At 65.7% G+C, this 15,957-nt stretch carries 15 protein-coding genes and 4 pseudogenes; 9 read left to right on the top strand and 10 right to left on the bottom strand.

Annotation, left to right across the window (positions count from 1 at the left end):
* Positions 1-2: 2 nt before the first annotated feature.
* The 3 genes from M2351_RS19235 (at position 3) to M2351_RS19225 (ending at position 1,995) form a co-directional block, all read left to right on the top strand.
* Positions 3-461 (top strand): hypothetical protein, encoded by a 459-nt coding sequence (locus M2351_RS19235; RefSeq protein WP_264657706.1) that lies wholly within the window; start codon positions 3-5, stop codon positions 459-461.
* Positions 462-625: 164 nt separating this feature from the next.
* Positions 626-1,270, top strand: a complete 645-nt coding sequence (locus M2351_RS19230; RefSeq protein ID WP_264657705.1) for a LuxR C-terminal-related transcriptional regulator — start codon at positions 626-628, stop codon at positions 1,268-1,270.
* Between the two features lie 335 nt (positions 1,271-1,605).
* Positions 1,606-1,995, top strand: coding sequence for a response regulator (locus M2351_RS19225; RefSeq protein WP_264657704.1), 390 nt, complete (start codon positions 1,606-1,608; stop codon positions 1,993-1,995).
* 118 nt (positions 1,996-2,113) lie between these two features.
* Here the strand turns inward: M2351_RS19225 and M2351_RS19220 are convergent, their stop codons facing one another.
* Positions 2,114-4,297, bottom strand: a complete 2,184-nt coding sequence (locus tag M2351_RS19220) for a hybrid sensor histidine kinase/response regulator (protein WP_264657703.1) — start codon at positions 4,295-4,297, stop codon at positions 2,114-2,116.
* Between the two features lie 256 nt (positions 4,298-4,553).
* Between M2351_RS19220 and M2351_RS19215 the strand changes: the two genes are divergently transcribed.
* Positions 4,554-4,724, top strand: coding sequence for a helix-turn-helix domain-containing protein (locus M2351_RS19215; RefSeq protein WP_264657702.1), 171 nt, complete (start codon positions 4,554-4,556; stop codon positions 4,722-4,724).
* 95 nt (positions 4,725-4,819) lie between these two features.
* Here the strand turns inward: M2351_RS19215 and pal are convergent, their stop codons facing one another.
* The 4 genes and pseudogenes from pal to M2351_RS19200 all read right to left on the bottom strand — a co-directional run.
* Entirely contained in the window at positions 4,820-5,332 is a 513-nt protein-coding gene (gene pal, locus M2351_RS19210) for a peptidoglycan-associated lipoprotein Pal (protein WP_264657701.1), read from the bottom strand.
* A gap of 615 nt (positions 5,333-5,947) precedes the next feature.
* Positions 5,948-6,196: an aminotransferase class IV gene (locus M2351_RS44945; RefSeq protein ID WP_319801899.1), complete on the bottom strand. Its 249-nt coding sequence runs from the start codon at positions 6,194-6,196 to the stop codon at positions 5,948-5,950.
* A gap of 58 nt (positions 6,197-6,254) precedes the next feature.
* Positions 6,255-6,758, bottom strand: a pseudogene (locus M2351_RS44940) (aminotransferase class IV); the annotation flags it as partial.
* Positions 6,759-6,776: 18 nt separating this feature from the next.
* Positions 6,777-7,568 (bottom strand): annotated as a pseudogene (locus M2351_RS19200) (anthranilate synthase component I family protein); the annotation flags it as partial.
* Position 7,569: 1 nt separating this feature from the next.
* Here M2351_RS19200 and M2351_RS19195 point away from each other — a divergent pair.
* Together M2351_RS19195 and M2351_RS19190 are read left to right on the top strand one after the other, a co-directional pair.
* A pseudogene (locus M2351_RS19195) lies at positions 7,570-7,677 on the top strand (IS5/IS1182 family transposase); the annotation flags it as partial.
* A gap of 166 nt (positions 7,678-7,843) precedes the next feature.
* Positions 7,844-8,086, top strand: coding sequence for a hypothetical protein (locus tag M2351_RS19190; protein ID WP_264657700.1), 243 nt, complete (start codon positions 7,844-7,846; stop codon positions 8,084-8,086).
* Positions 8,087-8,479: 393 nt separating this feature from the next.
* Here the strand turns inward: M2351_RS19190 and M2351_RS19185 are convergent, their stop codons facing one another.
* A complete protein-coding gene (locus M2351_RS19185; RefSeq protein WP_264657699.1) occupies positions 8,480-8,878 on the bottom strand; it encodes a holin family protein in 399 nt (132 codons plus the stop codon).
* A 99-nt stretch (positions 8,879-8,977) separates the two neighbouring features.
* On the opposite strand from M2351_RS19185, the gene M2351_RS19180 reads away from it, so the two are divergent.
* A complete protein-coding gene (locus M2351_RS19180) occupies positions 8,978-9,304 on the top strand; it encodes a hypothetical protein (RefSeq protein WP_264657698.1) in 327 nt (108 codons plus the stop codon).
* A gap of 108 nt (positions 9,305-9,412) precedes the next feature.
* Here M2351_RS19180 and M2351_RS19175 read toward each other — a convergent pair whose 3' ends face one another.
* Positions 9,413-9,718, bottom strand: coding sequence for a DUF6527 family protein (locus tag M2351_RS19175; RefSeq protein ID WP_264657697.1), 306 nt, complete (start codon positions 9,716-9,718; stop codon positions 9,413-9,415).
* Between the two features lie 192 nt (positions 9,719-9,910).
* Here M2351_RS19175 and M2351_RS19170 point away from each other — a divergent pair, with 192 nt between their 5' ends.
* The gene (locus M2351_RS19170; protein ID WP_264657696.1) at positions 9,911-10,318 is read left to right on the top strand and encodes a response regulator; all 408 of its coding nucleotides are present in this window, start codon (positions 9,911-9,913) and stop codon (positions 10,316-10,318) included.
* A 157-nt stretch (positions 10,319-10,475) separates the two neighbouring features.
* Entirely contained in the window at positions 10,476-10,664 is a 189-nt protein-coding gene (locus M2351_RS19165; protein WP_264657695.1) for a hypothetical protein, read from the top strand.
* Between the two features lie 49 nt (positions 10,665-10,713).
* Here M2351_RS19165 and M2351_RS19160 read toward each other — a convergent pair whose 3' ends face one another.
* From M2351_RS19160 to M2351_RS19150, 3 genes and pseudogenes are all read right to left on the bottom strand, one after another.
* Positions 10,714-11,208, bottom strand: coding sequence for a structural protein (locus M2351_RS19160; protein WP_264657694.1), 495 nt, complete (start codon positions 11,206-11,208; stop codon positions 10,714-10,716).
* A gap of 545 nt (positions 11,209-11,753) precedes the next feature.
* Positions 11,754-12,386 (bottom strand): annotated as a pseudogene (locus M2351_RS19155) (IS5 family transposase); the annotation flags it as partial.
* A 227-nt stretch (positions 12,387-12,613) separates the two neighbouring features.
* Positions 12,614-15,346, bottom strand: coding sequence for an ATP-binding protein (locus tag M2351_RS19150; RefSeq protein WP_264657692.1), 2,733 nt, complete (start codon positions 15,344-15,346; stop codon positions 12,614-12,616).
* Positions 15,347-15,957 lie beyond the last annotated feature (611 nt).

Raw genomic sequence — 15,957 nt, 5'->3', positions numbered from 1 at the left:
TCATGCAGCATCGACAGGACCAGCGCCGCTGGGACGCCCAGCCACGCGCGATCAAAGACCCTCGGCCCCGGAACGTGCCGGCCACGGATCCGTTGGTCCTGGCCGCCAACCTGCTGGACGGCGCGCGCACGCGGGCGGTTCTGCTCAAGGCCATCGAGGAGCGCGTCAAAGCCGATGCGGAGGAACGCCGGCGCTTTGCCGCGGCGGCCGGGCGCGTCTACGGACTGTCCGGCGACCAAGCGTTGCTCCAGGCGGTGCGCAACTATCTCCAGGACTTAGCGCGGCCGGCGGCGAACGACCGCATGGCGACGCGGCTTTGGCTGGCCGAAACGGTGGCGACCATCACCGGCGCTCGTCGGACGGATGGTATGGGCGCCGTCTCCCCAGCGGATCCGCGTGCGGCCGCGGAAGCGCTGTTTCGCCCCCGTCCCGCGCCGGCGGCCCTCGCGCCGGAGGCCTAGGGCCTGGTGCTCCGACGTGCGTAGGCGGAACGGCGCGGTGGCGGCGGACTCGTCGGGTCCGCGTATCCGCTGCGCGACGCCAACTTCGCCCTTTTGCCGATTGGAACCGGGGCCGAAAAGGGTCATTTGCAGGCCACCACGGACCGGCAAGGGGGAAGGGCGCTGTGCCCACGGTTACGCTCATCGGAGCCAGCGGGCTCCAGCGCGGGGGGCTGCGCCACCTGCTGGACGAAGAGGGCTTCACGGTCGTCGCCGAGGCCGCCTCCGCGCAAGCGCTCCCCGCCGCCTGGACGGACGTTATCGTCTACGATGCCACCGGCGTGCCGCGGGTCGGGGACGAGGTTCGGGCGCTGCGCGCGTTGCACCCCGGCAGCCGCGTGGTGCTGCTGGTCGGCACCATCAGCGCCCCACTGCTGCGCGAGGCTCTGGAGGCTGGCGCGGACGGTTGCCTGACCGCGGACACCTCGAGCCGCGCGTTGGCCGAGTGGCTCCACGTCACGCTGGCCGGCGGCAAGGCCTTCCCGCGCGACCTGGCCGGCATCCTGGCGCAAGGCTTGGCGCCGAGCGAAACAAAGCGGGTCGCGGGCCGGCCGCTGTCGGCGCGCGAGAGGGACATCCTGCACGGCTTGCTCGGCGGGCACAGCAACAAGCGCATCGCCAATGACCTTGGCATCACCGAGGCGACGGTGAAGGTTCATCTCAAGACCCTGCTGCGCAAGATCAACGTGGTCAACCGCACCCAGGCCGCCATCTGGGCGATGAACAACGGCATCGCGGTGCCCGCACCGATCGCTCCCGCCGTCGGCTGAAGGGGCCAGCCAGAAGCCTGCACGTTATGCCGGGAGGGGCGGTCGCAGGGGTTAAGGATATCACCTGTTGCTGGGTGTGTCCGTCTCTCGGCCCAGCGTGGGATGGCGCGGCTTGGTGATGCCCGTTTCACGGTGGTCTCTGCCCACTCCACCCCGGCTTGCGAGACGAAGCCATTACGCATGTGGGGTCGGCTCGTTGCGCCGAAACGTCGTCGCGCACGTCGCGAGCAACGGGCAGCCACAGGGCCGCGCGTGATGTTTCCAATTTGTAACTAAATTCATCTATAATGTGCATGGTTGTCGCTTTATGATCGCTCATGACCCTAAGCAGCACCATGCCCGATGGCGCCGTTGTGGCTTTGCTCGAAGACAACGCGCTGCTGCGGCGCAGCATCGAGCAGTATCTGTCGTTTCGAAACATAACCGTTTTATCGGGCGAGAATGGACTCGATCTGCTGAGAGCAGCGAGACGGCGGCGCGTGTCGCCCGATGTCATCGTGTCTGACTATTGGATCGGGCGGGACAGCGCGCTGACGGTCGTGCCCGCCTTATTGACCAACATGGGCGTGGATGTGCCGGTGATCATCATCACGGGCGATGTCTCCCTGACGGTGAGGGCGGCCGTCGTGGCGCGAGGCTGGAGTGTGCTGGTGAAGCCCTTTCACCCGAGCGTTTTGTTGCTTGCCGTGACCTTGGCCCTGCAAAACGCGCCGCCAAAGCCATAGCGTCTGGAACCGTAGCCATCACGCGAGCGGTTCAGGGGCGTTGCGGCTTGCGGCAACGGTCGAGACGGCCAAGTCTGTCTGAACCAGAAGCGTCGGGTGACCATAGGACGGAGACATCTCAGGCGACCGTCGCGAGCACCGCGTGCAGGCGATCCGGAGGCAATGGCTTGCGCAGCAGGTGCAGCCCGTTGCGCTCGACCTCCGCGAGGCGTTCGGGCGTCGTATCGCCGGTGAGCACGAAGGCGGGCACCTTGACGCCGCAGGCCTTGTGGAGGTCGCGAATGGTCTCCACTCCGGTGCGGCCCTCACCGAGACGGTAATCGGCGATGATCGCCCGCGGGACACGCTCAAGAGCTTTGAGACGATGCACCGCCTCGTCGCCGGACGGCGCGGCAATCACCTCGTAGCCCCACTCCTCGAGCATTGCGCTCAAGGTCAGCAGCACGACGGTGTCATCCTCGACCACAACGACCAGTCCCTTGCCGTCGTCGTTGGCGGGGCGGGGGCGCCTGCCGGTCGGCACGGCGCGCGCGGGCACCCTTGGCAGGCCGATGGAGACGATGGTGCCGCGGCCCAGGCGTGAGTGCGCCACGACGGCATGGCCCAGTGTTCTGGCCAGCCGCTTGACGATCGCCAGCCCCAGGCCAAGGCCTTTGCGGCGGTCCCGTTCCGGATTGCCGATCTGGTAAAACTCCTCCCAGATGGCCGGGAGGTGGGCCGCGTCGATGCCGATCCCGTTGTCGGCCACATCGATGCGCAGTTCGCCGGCGGCGCGGCGGCAGCCGACCACGACGCTGCCCTGAGGCGTGAAGCGGAGGGCGTTTTCCACCAGATTGCGCAGCATCCGTTCAAGCAGCAGCGGGTCGGAGCGCGTCCACGCGGAGCTGGGGACCACCCGCAATCGCACGCCCTCTACGGCCGCGCGTGGCCCGAAGTCGGCGGCAATCCGGGCGAGCAGGGGGGCCACCGCGAACTCCGTCACACAGGGTTGCACCACACCGGCGTCGAGTTTGGACATGTCCAGCATGCTGTCGAGCGACAGCTTCAGCGCGTCCAGGCATTCGCCCACGCTGGCGAGCAGGTCGCTGGACGCCGGCCCGTTGCGGCGATCCGCCAGGGCGTGTGCCAGGAAATACAAGGACTGCACCGGTTGGCGCAGATCATGGCCGGCGGCGGCGAGAAACTGGGTCTTTGCCGCGTCGGCCTTCTCCGCCCGCTCCTTGGCGCGCCGGAGGTCCTCTTCGAAGGCCTTACGTTCGGTGATGTCGCGCAGAACGCTGGTGACGTACCGGGCGCCTTCGGCGTGCCAGGCGGCGACCGAAAGCTCCAGTGGGACGGTCGTGCCGTCTTTGCGCCGGCCGTCGATCTCTCGGCCATTGTCGCCGGCCTGACGGGCCAGGGCGAAGAGAGCCTCTTGGGCGGAGCCATGGACCGTCGGCAGAAGCCGCGAGACGGGCTGATCGATGACATCGCTGGCGCTGTAGCCGAACACGCGTTCGGCCGCTCGGTTGAAGGCGGTGATGCGACCGTGCTCGTCAGTGACGATGATCGGGTCGCCGGCCGTGTCGACGACCGCTCGATAACGCGCCTCCTGCTCCGCGGCCCGCGTGGCAGCGCGCCGCCGGTCGATCGAGGCGGCGGCGAACGCCAGCGCCAACACGCTCAGCGTGCCGAGCGCGGTCCCCGTCGCCAGATGTTGCGCGGACAAGGACGCCGTCGTCGTTGTGTGCGGCGCCTCCAGAGGCGCGATCACCGCCGCAGCCATCCCGGTGTAGTGCATGCACGTGATAGCCAGCCCGAGCACCACCGCACCGGCTAGCCGCTGCCAGCGGCGCTGCCGGCGAAAGGCGAGCCACAGCGCCCCGGTGGAGGCGACGATGGCGATGAGGATTGAGGCGCCGACCAGCCGGGCATCGTAGGACACGGCAGCGGGCACCTGCAGGCCGGCCATGCCGACGTAATGCATGGCGACGATGCCCAGGCCGGTCACGGTGCCGGCCAAGGCCATGACCGGCACGCTCGTCCCACCACCGGCGACCGCGAAGAAGCCGACACCGGACATCACGGTGGCCAAGGCCAGCGAGAGTGCGGTCAGGCCCAGATCGTGGCTCGTCGCCACCGGCAATTGAAGCGCGAGCATGCCGATGAAGTGCATCGACCAGACGCTGACACCCAACGCAGCGGCGGCGGCGGCCACCCAAGAGCGGCGGTGACGGACGGCGTGGCGAGCCCGCTGCCCCAGATCGAGCGCAACGAAGCCGCCAAAAACCGCAACGATCAGTGATAGAGCAACCAAGTACATATCATGGTATGCACCCATTGCATCAATCTCCCCCAGCACTGATCGGCTCGTTGTCAACTTTTCCTATAGTAGGCCACGAAGTCATGGGAGCAAGGGGTTTTGCGGGATGCCCAAACCGTCGCCCGTAGGAGCGTGGCGCTTTATGCTTTTGCATTTGGCGCCTGGCGCTATCATGAATGTTGAGCGTTGACGTCGTGCCGAGACGTGTTCCAATCCGTGGCGATGGCGCCACAAAACCCCGCGCGGACCGATGGGTATGAGCCGGTTGGGGCTGGCCTGGAAGGAAGCCAAGCAGGTCGCCGATGAACGCGGCATCGCGATTACGACGATCCGCTCGCAGATCGCCGCGATCCTGAGCAAAATTGGCGCCACGCGGCAGGCTGAGCTGGTCGGTCTGCTGGCGCGTCTATGGGGCGGCGAGGCCTGATGGTCGAGCGATAGGAGCAGCGCGTCGGCTGGCCTCGCAAGGTTCTCCGGAGATGGGACGATGCCGCTCGCGGGCTGGAACGGCATCGTGACGGATCAATCGACGACGGTGACGCCTCGGCGGTTCTGCGCCCAAGCCGCTTGATTGGAACCGACGACCGCGGGTTTCTCCTTGCCGAAAGAGATCACCTTGACACGCGCCGGATTGATGCCTTGGGCGACCATGTAGTTGCGAACTGAATTGGCACGGCGGTCCCCAAGCGCTAGGTTGTACTCGCGAGTGCCCCGTTCGTCGGAATGCCCTTCGACAGTGACGGTCACGTGCGAATATTGTTTCAACCACTGGGCTTGGCGGTCCAACGTGGCGCGAGCCTCCGCCGACAGATCATATTTGTCGGTACCGAAGAACACTCGGTCGCCGACATTGACCACCAGATCCTGCTGACTGCCTGGGGCGACTTGGCCGGGTCCTCCAACGGTACTCGCGTTGTTAACGTTGCCAGTGTTGGCACCACCGTTCAGCGATCCGTTGCCGGAATCCTTAGGCGCCGTATCACAGGCGGCAAGCAGAGCGACTGCGGCAAGAAGGCTGGCTAGTTTGATATTCATCTCGGGCAAAACCCAACAGTAAGGAATGCGCGGCGTTATGTTGCGCAATCGGGAGTTCGGATAGACTTCTGGCGTGCAGTGTGTCTGCACCGAGATCGCCTTGCCAATGTCAAATTTCAGCCCAATTTGGTGGACGGTTATTTTGTTGGATTGATGTTTGCGTTTTCGAATGAAACGGGAGCGCTTCCTGATATCTCGCCAACCGCCGTATCGCCTGGCCTGTTGGGTGAGAGCGCGCTTGAAAGTTTGTTGTGCAGTTGAGTGCGTGCTGGCGAATGGGGTGCCAGCGGAAACGGAGCGGTATGTACGCTCCTTTCGAGACGAGTGGAGCGTACAATGGGCCGTTCTTTGATTGCGGGGGAGACAAGCCCTCGAAGGGAGAATCGTCGGGAACGGTTTTGATGAGGTGATCTGCCAGCTCTGTGGTTCTTTCGAAGGCGAGACGGGCCCGCAATCAAAGTATCAGCGTCTTTCCCAGCGCCTCATTGGACCTGTTCACGCGCCGACGGTATGATCGGCGTGGCGGCGCTGCACCTCCTAACGGCGCACGACCACCGCTTACTGTTGCGCAACGAGGTGCTGCGGTCCAGGCTGCCGGGGTGCTGAGGGCGTGCGTCACGCGCCGTCAGGATCGTTCACCAGCGCGATGGTCACGGGGCCGGGCGACCCGATCCCGATGGGGCGGCCGTCGACGGCCAGAAGCGGGCGAAGGCCAAGGCTGTTGGACAGAAAGGCCTCCTCGGCGGCCGAAAGCTCGTCCAGGGTGATGGGGCGCTCCTCCGCCCCGTGACGCTCCAGGATCAGGGCGCGACGGATGCCGGGCAGCGCCCCCTCCGACACGGACGGGGTCAGCCAAGCGCCCATCCCGGACGATGAACAGGGTGGCGACGCTGGCTTCGGCGAGCCGCCCGGCGGTGTTGAGCAGAAGCGCCTCCCCGGCGCCCCGCCGCGCCGCCTCCCGCCGGGCGAGAATGGCGTCCAGGTAGTTCAGTGTCTTCAGTCGCGACAGCGGCGAGTGCTCGTTGCGCCGGGTGCCTTGGGCGATCACCGCCTCGACCGGTCCGGCCGGTGGCCCGGCCGGCGTCAGTGTGATCAGCACCGTCGGCTGTGGGTCCGCGGGCGGCAGCACGCCGCGCGCCCCGATGCCCCGCGTCAGGGTCAGGCGGGCGACGCCCTCAGCCACGCCGCGCGCCGCGATCAACGCCGCCACCGCGTTAGCCAGCGCGTCGTCGCGGTAGGGCACCGGCAGGTCCAGCACCGCAGCGCTCGCCTGCAGCCGGGCGAGGTGCCGGTCCAGATGACGCGCCCGGCCGCCGGTGACGCGGATCGTCTCGAACAGCCCGTCGCCGAGCGTGAAGCCACGGTCGGCGGGGTCGATCCACGCCGCATCTGTCGGCAGCAGGCGCCCGTTCAGCCACACGGTCATCGCGATCCCTTTCCACCGTCACACTTGGTCCAGGGCGCGCAGCAGGGGGCGCACCTTGACCAGCATCTCCTCATGCTCCGCCGCCGGATCGGAATCCGCAACGATGCCACCGCCGGCCTGGGCGACCACGGCGTCGGGCGTGAGCGACAGGCTGCGGATGACGATGCTGCTGTCCATCGCGCCGTCGAACCCGATCCAGGCGACCGACCCGCAGTAGGCGCCGCGCCGGGCCGGCTCCAGCTCGTCGATGATCTCCATGGCGCGGATCTTCGGCGCGCCGGTGATCGAGCCGCCTGGACAGGCGGCGCGCAGCAGGTCCACCGGACCGAGACCGGGCCGCAGTTGCGCCGTGACCACGGAGACGAGGTGGTGGACGCTGGCGAAGCTCTCCAGCCCATAGAGGACGGGCACCCGCACGCTGCCGAGGGCCGCGACGCGGCCGAGGTCGTTGCGCAACAGGTCGGTGATCATCAGGTTCTCCGCCCGGTCCTTGACGCTGCCGACCAGCTCCGCGGCCGCCGCCGCGTCCAGCGCCGGGTCGGCGTAACGCGGTCGGGTGCCCTTGATCGGGCGCGTCTCGATAGCCCCGCTGGCGGAAAGCCGGATGAACCGCTCCGGCGAGGCGCTGGCGATACGAAGGCGTGGGCCACAGTTCAAGAAGGCGGCGAAGGGCGCCGGGCTGAGCGCGCGCAGGCGCTCGAACAGGGCGTAGTCGTCCAGGCCGGCGGGGCGGTCGGCGAGAAAGCGTTGCGTGATGTTGGCCTGGTAAATGTCGCCGGCGCGGATGTAGTCCAGCGCGCGCGTGACCCGCCTCCGCGCCCGGACTCTGCCAGCGCAGAAGGCCGAGGCAGCCGCCGGCTGCAAGGTCCTCAACATAATGACCAGACTCGGCATGCCGGTCTCCCGCAAGGCCGCCTGAGCACCAGCTTCCCAACGGCAGAGGCCGTCAACACAACGAGTTCTGCACCAACGTCACGCTGCTTGCCACGATGCCAAGCCGGCCACGCTCAGGAGCGGCGCCGACCTCCAGCTTTCAGCACGCCGCCCGCCGCTCCCGCAAGGCAGCCTCCAGACCACGCTTACGAATGACAACCTATCTCGACCTGATCAAGGCCATCAATGCCCGGCCCCGCCAGCCGGCCGCCTGCACGCCAGACGTTGTGGAGGTGGTCCGCGCCGGTGGTGAGGACGTACAGTTACTGGTCAACGCGACCCTCGCCTGGGAGATCGGTGCGGAGCGGCGAGCTGGGCCGGGCGATGAGGCCGAGGTGCTAGCCCGGCGCGATCAACTGGTCGCCAACATGGAGGCGGCGCGGGCGAGGGGGTGATGTCGTCCTACCGTCGTCCCACACCCCCTTCACCACGCCATCGCGTCGGCGAACGGCAATACCTTATCGAATCGAACTCGTCGTAGACCTGGGTGAATTTGACTACTCCCGCGTCATCTAATGGACAGCGCGCAAACACCAGCACTATACCCTTCTGGTACTTCGTAGCTTCATAGCAAATTTCAACTATGCTATATGGCCCGTCATCGGTTTTCGCTTGTGCATGGATAACGGCCACCTCGTCCGGCAGTTTCCCGATCTGCTTCAGAACAGCCTCATCACATCGCCGGAAGGCGTCAGGCGGAGAAATGCCTTGACCATACCCAGGGATCACGGGCCGCCACCGAGCGGCCCGCTCTATTTCACCCAGGCCACCGGCGACTCCAGGCGCGGTCACTTCGCCACCCCCTTGACCTTCTCGATGGTCCGGTACGCCCCGATGCCAAGCATGGGGAACAGCAGGGCCAGCAGCGTGTCCGTGTCCATCTGCGGCAGGCGCGTGCCCGGCGAGTAGACCGACAGCGCCCAGCCGGCCAGGGGATAGGCGATAGTCTGCACGCCCAAGCCGATCGCGCACAGCCAGCCGACGAAGGGCCGCCAGCCGGACGCGAACACCGACGGGTTGACCGCCTCGGCGGCGTTCACCTGCAGCTGCGCCGCGTCGCTCGCCGACAGCACGTCGATGAGCTTGGTCTGCATCTCGGCGGCCGCCTTGGCCTGAGCCTGCGGGTCGGGGATGCGGCCGATCAGGTCCTGGATGATCGGCATCAGCAGGGGAAGGAGTTGGAGCATGGGGCCCTCCTTTCGGGCATGAGAAAAGCCGCCGGGCGGGCGCCGGGCGGCTTAATGACATATCAGGGTATGTTAAATCCGACGGCCGAGGCTAGACGTATGACCGGAACCGCCAGAGATAACGGTAACAAGGGGAACGCCATGGCCCGGACCCGCCTCGCAACCGCCTCCTACCATCCACAGGGCGATGTGCTTTACATCGACGTTGGGCCGTCTCAGCATTCATTCTGCGAACCTGGGGCCGATGGCATCTTGCGCCGTTACAGTGCGGAAGAAGGCCTTCCCAACGGTGTGACAGTGATCGACTTCGGTCAGGCCTGGGCGAAGCGACGCCCAGAACTGCTTGGAAAGGTAGCGGGCTTTCTGGGCGTCCCAGCCGATGAGATCGAACGCTCCATCGCGCAAGCGCTATCCGTAGCCAGATGACCGGCCGATTTTTTACGACATCGGCCGCAGATTATGCGCGTGGCCATGCGTGTCGATTTTTCCGCCCTCATTGGCGGCGACACAAATTAACGCGGCCGGCAGAGCGGCTCAGAACGGGCTGTCCCAGGCGGGGATCTCGGCCGTTTGCCCGGCGAGGTGGTGCGTGCAGTCATTGAGGAACTGGATGCGGCCGTCCGTCACGAAGGAGTGACAGACGTGGGCCATGGGGTTGAGGCGGCCGGCGTTCACCAGAATGGACGGCGTGAAGGTCGGGGCGTCGGGGTTGCCGTTGTAACCCCAGCGCGGGCCGGGACCGTCGCCGACCCGGACCATGTGGGCGCCATCACAGCCGGGGCACCAGAACATCAGTCCGCCGCCCTCAACGCTGCGGAGGATCTTGGAAAGCTCAGCCATTGCATGTCTCCAGAAATGGAAAAGCCGCCGGGCGAAGTGCCGGGCGGCGTAGTGATGGGGCTTTGTCGAGTCATTGGATCGTGAGCATCGCGCGCCTACGCGCGAGCCGGCGAAATCCGCAATTTCAGAATGCTTGCCGAAAATACATTTGTGATCTTATAACGTGCCGTTGGTCAGTTGAGCGGCGGCAAAATGAACCATTCGCCCCAATTATCGGGCGCACGCATCCTTGTGATCGAAGAACATATCATCGTATGTTCGGCATTAGCGATCATATTAGGCGATTGGGGCCTCAATGTTTTCACCGCGTCATCTATGGCGGAAGGAGAAGGGATAATACTGCAGGAGCGTTTCAATCCTGAAATATTCCTCATCAACCTTCCTCTCTCATATCCAGCAGACGGCGCCTGGACCGTGAACAGTGTGTCGGGGTTCTTGAAGCGCACCGGCATCTCAGCGCCAGTCGTTGCTATGACGGGGGACAGCGACCCGCAAATCCAGGCGGCCGCCGAAAAGCAAGGCTGGCCCTTGCTGCTAAAGCCATTCCCCGCGGAGTCCCTGCGCGCCGCCCTTACGACGGCAATCAATGGAACGTCTTGATGTGCCCATTGAGAGCACCGGGCGACCAGTGGTGGAGTTGAGAGCTTTCGGAGCAATTCCAGCTGCTCTCGTTTGCAGTAGCCTCAACGCCCAAAGAACGTTCAGTCAGATTTTGCTATAAGCTGCCAATACCGTGATGGCCGCTTCGGAGACTTCGATGCTGGATAACGCAGAGTCCATCACCTCCAATCAGGCGGAAAGCGTTGCGGACGCAGTCCCACAAGAACTCGATCCTTACAATGTGCCGCGGAAGCGACTAAGCAGCTTCGGCCTGTCGCTCGGCTGGGTTCTCTGCCCTCTACTGTCCTGGAGCATTATATTTCTTGGATTGCGCATCATTCTTTGATGCGGCGATCACGAAAACTGTGCGATGCTTTCGGCAGACATTTCCAAGATCACGCCTCCACCAAGCCGAGGGCCATCATGGCCGCCCGGTGGTATTGCTCGCGGCTGTACCAGTCAGCGGGATAGTCCTGTGGGGCCCGGCCATTCTCGTGGGTGGCAATCGCGCGGGCCATGCCGATCAGCGTCTCGGCGTAGGCCCAGTCCACCGGGGCGTCAGGATCCACGCCGAGCCGCCGGGCCACCGTGTTCACATAGGCGTTAGTGTCGTTCTCATTCGGCGGGGCCCAGCGGTTGATCGCCTGCCGAATGGTGACGATGCGCTTGCCGTGGTTGTCCGCCTTCCGGCGGTAGTTCAGCAGCACGCGCATCAGGGCGCGCAGGCCGTGGACCGGATCGTCGAACTGGCAGAAGGCCGCGTCGCCCTGGATGGCGGACAGGCCCTGCCAGTCGTCGCCGTGGCGCAGGTTGCCGGGGTTCCGATTACGGATTCCCCGGGGCAGCGTGGAGTCGCGTGGGATCGCCGCGCTGGAGAGCGTGGTAGCCATGAGACATATTCCCTTTGTGGTTGTTTGCAGAGCTGGCCACGGTTTAGCGTCCGGCCATCTGCTTTCCAGGGCAGAGCAACTTAGGCGGCCCGGTGCGGCCGCCGTTCTTTTTGCTGCCGCTTCTTAGACCGGCCGCGTTCCCCCGAATTCGCAGACAGCAAGGCTGATGCGTTGATTGCTGTGCAGGCAATCCGCAGGCAAATTGCCCTCACTGCACGAAGCGGACGCGCGGCCAGTCCGAGCACGCCAAGCTCCAACCCGATGAGCATCCACGGCGGGAAATGGAGCGTGGCCGGGGCATCTCGGTCAAAACTGAGAGGCGGTCAGCGATGGCCGCCTCTCTCCGTTTTTCAGGCATGGAAAAGGCGCCTCGCGGGCGCCGGTCGGGGTTGGTCGGTTGGAGGTGGCGTGCGCCCGCATCATTTCCCTGTTCGCACCCAGCGCCGGCGACACCCACCCCGCGCATATTGCGGTCAGGATGGTTCCGTCAGAGCTCGCGCCAAACTCGAGTTGAGCGGGTTGAACCACCCTGCTGGCCGATGGCGCGGTTTATGCGACAGCGAGCCATCGGCCAGCACGGCCCGGACCGGGCCAGCGATTTGATCGAGCAAGGGCCCGACCTGGGACGCGTCGCCGTCTTGGATCGTGGTCAGCTCGACAGCCAGAATGGCGCCGCCGTCCGGATCAACGGCCAGGTGCAACCGACGCCAGCTGCGGCGCGGTTTGCCACCGTGCTTCTCATGACGCCACTCGCCGGCGCCAAACACCTTCAGCCCGGAGGAGTCGATGACGACGTCGACCGGCCCAGTCGGCGTCTTCAATGCGGTGGTCAGCGGTAACCGGGCGCTGCGGCGGGCCAGCGTGGTGTCGTCGGGGACCGGCACGTCGAGCCCGAGCAACTGGACGATGGAGCGCAACAGGCCCTCGGTCTGGCGCCACGGCTGCCCCATCGCCAGGCGCAGCATGATCCCCGTCTCGATGGCAAGGTCCGAGTATGCCAGCGGCCGGCCCCGCCGCCCGGTCTGGACCGGCGTCCACAGGGCCAGCGCCTCGGAGGAGACCCACACCGTCAAACTGCCGCGCTGCCGTAGAGCCTGGTTGTACTCCCGCCAGTTCCCGACCTTGTACTTGGCTTTCGGGATCTTGTGGCGACGCGGTTCGTTGTGCTTGTACGGCATGCGCGGTCTCGGCTTCAGCTCCCGCTTCTATATCCCAATCGCCCCTCAGGCCACCAGGGAGGCCCGTGGCCGGGTTTGTGCAACAAAGCCCCGTACCTGTACTTCCGGTGGCGCCGGTGGTTGTGACGCGCCCAAGTGGAATGCGTTCACCAAAAGGCGGAGCAGACCGTGACGCCGGTGTGTGGCCGCTGAAGGCGGGCTGTAATGCTGGCGCACCAGGGTTGTGGCTACGCCGCGTCGCCGAGATGTGTGCGCAGCACGTCCTGAAGCTGACGCGGCGCGATCGGCTTGAACGCCACGCCGTAGCCGAGGGCGGCGGCCTCCCTCTGCCAATCCAGGCCAGTCTCGCCAGTCAGGATGATGGCCGGGACAGTGCGGCCAAGGGCTGCGCGGATGCGCTGGACGGCGTCGGTTCCGCGCTCGCCACCCCGCAGTCTGTAGTCGGCGATGATCACGTCGGGGAGACGGTCCGCGGCGGTCAAACGTTCGATGGCCTGCTCGGCGGAGATGGCGATCAGCGTCTGGTACCGCCACTCCCGGAAGATGGCCTGGAGGCCCAAGAGGACCGTGATGTCATCGTCGATCAGCACCGCAAACCGGCCTTCCCTGTCCCGGAGCGCAGGAGCGCTTGGCGGCCGGGCCCCCAGGACCGGCGCCTTCCCCAGGGGAACGTCGATGGTGAACACCGATCCGCGGCCTGGCTCCGACTCCACGGTGACGGGGTGGCCAAGCAACTTTGACAAACGCTGGACGATGGACAAGCCCAGCCCCAATCCCTGACTTCGGTCGCGTTCCGAATTGCCCAGCTGGTGGAACTCCTCGAAGATGCGCTCCAGTTGATTGCCGGGGATGCCGATGCCGGTGTCGCGCACCTCAATGCGCGCATGGCCGTCGACCACCCGGCACTCCAGCCGGATGAAGCCCTGCTCGGTGTAGCGGATGGCGTTCTCGACCAGGTTGCGGACCATGCGGCCGAGCAGGTTGCGGTCGCTGAGCACGACGATGTCGTGGGAGTTCTTGATCTGGAGTTCTAGCCCCTTGGCCGCGGCCACCGGTTGGTAGGCGGCGCCGATGTGGTCGAGGACCGGTCGGAGTTGGAGGTCCTCGATCGTCGGTCGGATGACATCAGCATCCAGGCGCGACACATCCAGCAGGCTGTCGAGCAGGCCCTTCATCGCATCCAGCCCGCGCTCGAGCATGGTCAGCGCGTTCCGGCCGCGCTCGCCGCTCACGTGCGGGTGCAGCGCGGCGGCGAACAGGAACATCGACTGCATGGGTTGGCGCAAGTCGTGGCTGGCGGCGGCCAGGAACTTCGATTTTGACAGGTTGGCCCGCTCAGCGTCCTCCTTGGCCGCGCGGAGGGTCTCCTCCAGCCGCTTGCGTTCGGTCACGTCGCGGCCGACCGCTTGAACTTCGGTGAACTGGCCAGCGTCATCGAAGATGGCGTATCCTTCCCAAGAGAACCACCGCGGCCCCTCGACGGTGAGCATGCGGTTCTCCACCGACGCGCGGTGGTGTGGCGGGATCAGGGTCCGCTCGATCGCCCGCTCGGTGGCGGTGATGTCGTCGGCATGCACGACGTCGCGCCAGTGCGAGGCGAGCAGCGCGTCACGAAACCGTCCCAACAACCGGCACGTCGTGTCGTTGATGAAAGTGAACCGCCCTTCGGCGTCGAACCTTATCACCATGTCGGCTTGGGATTCGACCAGCCCACGGTAGCGCGTCTCACTGTCGCGCAGGGCCGTTTCCATGGCTTTGCGTTCGGAGATGTCCGACAACGACACGACGGCCAGGGCGATACGGTCCGTGTGGTCCCGCACCGGGGAGCCGTTGACGATAAGTGGCAGCAGATGCCCGTCGGGACGCCGGTACAGCATCTCCTCCTGCGCCACGGTGTCCCCGTTGCGCATGGCGCGGACAAGCGCGCACTCATCGTAGTCATAGGGGCGGCCATCGGGGTGGAGGCAGGGCCTGTTGAACTCCGCCACCGTGTCGGTGGACGCGATCGGGCGTCCCATCAGACGTTCTGCGGCGGAGTTGTGGACGACCAACCGACCGGAGGGAACCTCCGCCACCACGGCGCCCACCGGCAGGTTCTGGAGCACCGCCTTCAACAGCGACCGTTCGGCCTCGATCCGCTTCGACAGGCGCCCCATGCCCCAGAAGGCCCCCACGATGGACAGGAGCAGGAGAAGCGCGGTGAGCGCCGCTGACCAGAGTGCCGCGTATTCGACGGGCCACAAGGCAGCCCGTTTGTCGATGCCAATGCCCACCATCACGCCACGCGCACCAGCCGCTGGTGGGGAGTAGGCCAGCACCCTTGTGATGCCGTCGACTCCAGGAATTTCGGCCAAGCCATGCCGATCGCCGTGCAGGAAGTGCCGGAAGCGCTCGGGAAGGGGGGTTCCGACCACACCCGGTCGGTCGGGGACCCGGGCAATGACGATCCCGGCGGCGTCCGTCAGCAGAATGGAGGCGTTGGGCGGCAAGGGTTTGCGGGCCAGGTAGTCTTCCAGCCATTTGAGGTCGAGCAGGCCGGTGATCACCCCGGCCCGTCCGCCACCGGGCTGATCGTAGGGCAAGCCATAGGGAAGAATGGGCTTGCCGATGCCGCGGGCCACACCGAAATCGCCCACCACAAACCGGCCGGTCTCCAGCGCACGCTGGACGTTCGCTCGGTCTCCCAAGAAGACACCCACAGCCCGCGGGTCGGTGGCGCAGCGGACCGTGCCCTGGAGGTCAGTGACTTCGATCGTTATGTACTCGGGAATCCCGTGTTTGAGACGCTCCATCGTGGCTTGGCAGGCTGGACCGGAGATTGCCTCGGCGGCGGTCGTGGCAAGCACCGTTAGGATGCCTTGGAGGTTGTCGGCGATGCGCTGCTGCTCGGTTTCGAGGAGGTCGAGAAGGTGTTCCGCCTGCTGTTGGATTTCCGCTTCGCGGGCGGCGCGCAGGTCCACTTGGGTGTAGACCTGGAATCCGACCAAGGGGGCGATGGCCAGAAGAAGCAGGAGCAGGCGGTGGACCATGGACATTGCTCCGAGCCCTCCATGCCCACGCGGGTGCGCAACCGCTCGCGTCCGCTTTGACGCGATAAATGGGCAAACATTCCAGAGCGCCGGATGGTTGCCTCCGCGATGCCCCGGGTTCCTTCTCACACCACCTCAGGCTCTCCCCGTGGCACCCTCACAGCGCACTGTTGTCCGTGCCTGCGCAACACTCTCATGAGCCACTCTCTCCCATATTTCCATGCGCTTCTGCACTTTGCTGCGCCCGGTGAAGGAATCGTCTCTGTCTTCGGACGTTCTCTTCACGTGTTCGTGACCAAATAACCCTGCTGCGCCGCCTGACGCTGCTTGCCCTTGCTGCCATCCTGCCGGTGGCGGTGATGGGAGTTATCGTCGTGCTGCTCCCGGTGTGGCGCACGGACCAGCGGCGTGTGTTTGGACCACCGGCGTTGTCGTCGGGCTGGCGTTTGGGTTCAGCTACGCCTACACCGTTGACGCGGTGGCGATGTCATTGTGGGCCTTGAACCGGCAGACGGCCCCTCCAGCGCGCCCCAGGTCTGGCT

The organism is Azospirillum canadense, from assembly GCF_025961225.1.
In the GTDB taxonomy this organism is placed as follows: domain Bacteria; phylum Pseudomonadota; class Alphaproteobacteria; order Azospirillales; family Azospirillaceae; genus Azospirillum; species Azospirillum canadense.
Note: the sequence above shows the minus strand (reverse complement) of the source record. Positions and strands in the feature narration are given on the sequence as shown.